Below are 2,518 nucleotides of genomic sequence, written 5' to 3' on the forward strand. Positions count from 1 at the left end.
GTCCGTCATGGGCAAAACTATAACGTGTTCTCGCTATTTCGGGCGGCGCATTAAAGTCGAGGCCATGACTTCCTCTCACGACCCCTCCCAGGCGGACTCCCTCGATGCCCGGCTCGACGCGCTCGAGGACCGGATCGCCCGGTCCGAGGCACGCCTCGCCGCCGCCGAGGACGAACTCGCGATCCTGCGCATCCTCGGCGCCTACTCCCCTCGCGTCGACTCCGGCGACGCCGAGGGCGTGGCCGGGCTGTGGACCGAAGACGGCGTCTACGACGTGGACACCGGCCGCCTCGACGGCCACGCCGGCCTGGTGGACATGGTCACCGGCGACGCCCATCAGGGCCTGATCGCCCACGGGTGCGGACACGTGCCGAGCCTGCCGGTGGTCCTCCTCGACGGCGACCGCGCCGTGGCCACGGGATACACCCAGCTTGTCGTCCGCTCATCGAAGCCCGGCCGCTACACCGTCCTGCGGGTCACCGCCAGCCGGTGGGAGCTGGAGCGGCGCGGCGACGTGGACGCGCCCGACCGCGGGTGGCGCGTCGTGCTGCGCACCGCCCGGGCCGTGACCGACGACGGCGAGGGCCGGGCGCTCCTGGGCCGGTCGCGCGAGGTGTAGCCCACAAGCGTTACGGCGCGGCGCTTTTCGGGCGTGAGGGCAGGCCCGGGAGGCAGATGATTCCACTCTCATCTGCTCCTCATGGGGGATTAATGCCGCGCGGGTTTTCTGGTGTTCACCGCCCGGGGATTCACCGGGCCCGATCCCCCAGGAGCACCAGATGACCGCGACCGCCCTGCCCACGACCGCCAACGCCACCACCCCCACCCACGACATCCTCGGCGACTCCAACGACACCGTCGGCACCACCTCCGCCCCCGGGTCCGCAACCCGCAGTGCGGCCCGCACCGCCACCACCCGCGAGCCCGTCACCCCCGCCCGACTGCGCAAGGCGTTCACGGCCTACACGACGCGCTTTCTCGCCGACGCTCTCGAGTCGTCCGCCGAGGGCTACCACCTGGAGCACGGCGCGGGCGTGGTTCCCCGGGCCGGGGACGTGGTGCTGGCCCGCGTGACTGACATCGGCAAGCACACGCGTCTGGAAAGCCCGGTCTCCCGGCGCCGGCTGCTGTTCCCAGGCCAGGAGATCCTCGTGGTCTACGGCGACCGGTACGCCCCTGACCAGTTCCTCGCGCAGGTCCCCGATTCGCTCGCGCCGACCCACCTCGTGGCCGCCGGTGGCGTGGCCGCGGACGTGATCGACAAGCACGCGAGCATCGAATCGGCCACGGCCATCGAGCCGATCGGCCTGCTCGGAGACCGTCACGGTCGCCTCACCCTCGACCGTTTCGCACCGTTCGGCTCGCACGCCGTGCCCGGGGCGCGGCCAGCTACTCCGCCCCGCCCCGCCGTGATCGCGGTGTTCGGCTCGTCCATGAACTCCGGCAAGTCCACCGTCGTGGGCTCGATCGTCAACGGGTTCGCCGGCGCCAGCATGACCGTCGCTGCGGGCAAGTCCACCGGCACCGGCGCCGGAAACGATCCCAACCAGTTCCGCGACGCCGGCGCCGGCACCGTCCTGGACTTCACCGACTTCGGCCACCCCACGACCTTCCGGCTGGGTCACGAACGCATCCGCGAGATCTTCACCCGCATGGTCGACGAGCTCACCGCCACCGGCCCGGACGTGGTGGTGATCGAGGTCGCCGACGGCGTCTACCAGTCCGAGACCCGGCGCCTGCTGGAGGACCCGGCCTTCCACGCCCGCGTCGACCGCGTGGTCTTCGCCTCCCAGGACGCGCTCGGTGCCGTGGCCGGGCTCCAGGTCCTGGACGCGGCCGGCGTGATGACCGCCGCCGTCACCGGTGTCGTCACCTCCTCTCCCCTGTCTGCACGCGAGGCCGCCCAGGTCCTCGACGTCCCGGTCATCGACACCTTCGCGCTGCGCGATCCGGCCACCGCGCTGGGCCTGCTGTCCAATAACCGCCGCGTCGGTACAGCGTCGTGACCGCCCGGGAGGCCGGAGGTGTGAAAGAACAAAATTCCGACGACGACGACACCTCCGAGGATTTCGTCACCGGCCAGGACAGCGCTTCCCCCGCCAGCACTCCCATGCCCCCGCTGCTGAGGGGACGACGACGCACCCTGATGGCCCTGCTCGTGGTGACGGCGCTTGCGCACAGTGCGTGCGCGGTCGAAGCGGGACTCCTCGTCGGCGAACTTCTCGGGGGTGCAGGCCAGCCCAGGCGGATGATCATGGTCGATCTCGCCGCGCTGGCGATGGTGCTGGCCGGCCTGGCGATCACCCGCTACGCCGACCGGGTGATTGCCGAGAAGCTCGGTCAGGACTACGTCCGCCAGCTGCGCCGGGGGCTCGTTGCGCATGCGATGACCTCGCCGTCCGCCCCCTCCCTCGGCATCACCATCGCCCGCTCGACCAACGACCTGGCGAGCGTGCGCAACTGGGTCTCGCTGGGTATCGCACCGCTGGTCGCGCTCGTCCCGCTGCTGCTCGGCTCC

At 71.2% G+C, this 2,518-nt stretch carries 2 protein-coding genes and 1 pseudogene; all 3 read left to right on the forward strand.

The window, feature by feature from the left end; translation table 11 throughout:
• The first annotated feature begins 64 nt into the window (after positions 1–64).
• Positions 65–619, forward strand: coding sequence for a nuclear transport factor 2 family protein (locus G6016_RS11430; RefSeq protein ID WP_182632773.1), 555 nt, complete (start codon positions 65–67; stop codon positions 617–619).
• Between the two features lie 160 nt (positions 620–779).
• Positions 780–2,006 carry a DUF1611 domain-containing protein gene (locus G6016_RS11435; RefSeq protein WP_182632774.1) on the forward strand — a complete coding sequence of 409 codons (1,227 nt, stop codon included), beginning with the start codon at positions 780–782 and terminating at the stop codon, positions 2,004–2,006.
• 20 nt (positions 2,007–2,026) lie between these two features.
• Positions 2,027–2,518 (forward strand): annotated as a pseudogene (locus G6016_RS11440) (hypothetical protein); the annotation flags it as partial.

Origin of the sequence: Dietzia aerolata, assembly GCF_014144865.1 — a bacterium.
In the GTDB taxonomy this organism is placed as follows: Bacteria; Actinomycetota; Actinomycetes; order Mycobacteriales; family Mycobacteriaceae; genus Dietzia; species Dietzia aerolata.

What these genes read in the sequence shown, in the direction of transcription:
- G6016_RS11430 (WP_182632773.1), top strand. Translation starts at nt 65, where the DNA reads ATGACTTCCTCTCACGACCCCTCCCAGGCGGACTCCCTCGATGCCCGG.
- G6016_RS11435 (WP_182632774.1), top strand. Translation starts at nt 780, where the DNA reads ATGACCGCGACCGCCCTGCCCACGACCGCCAACGCCACCACCCCCACC.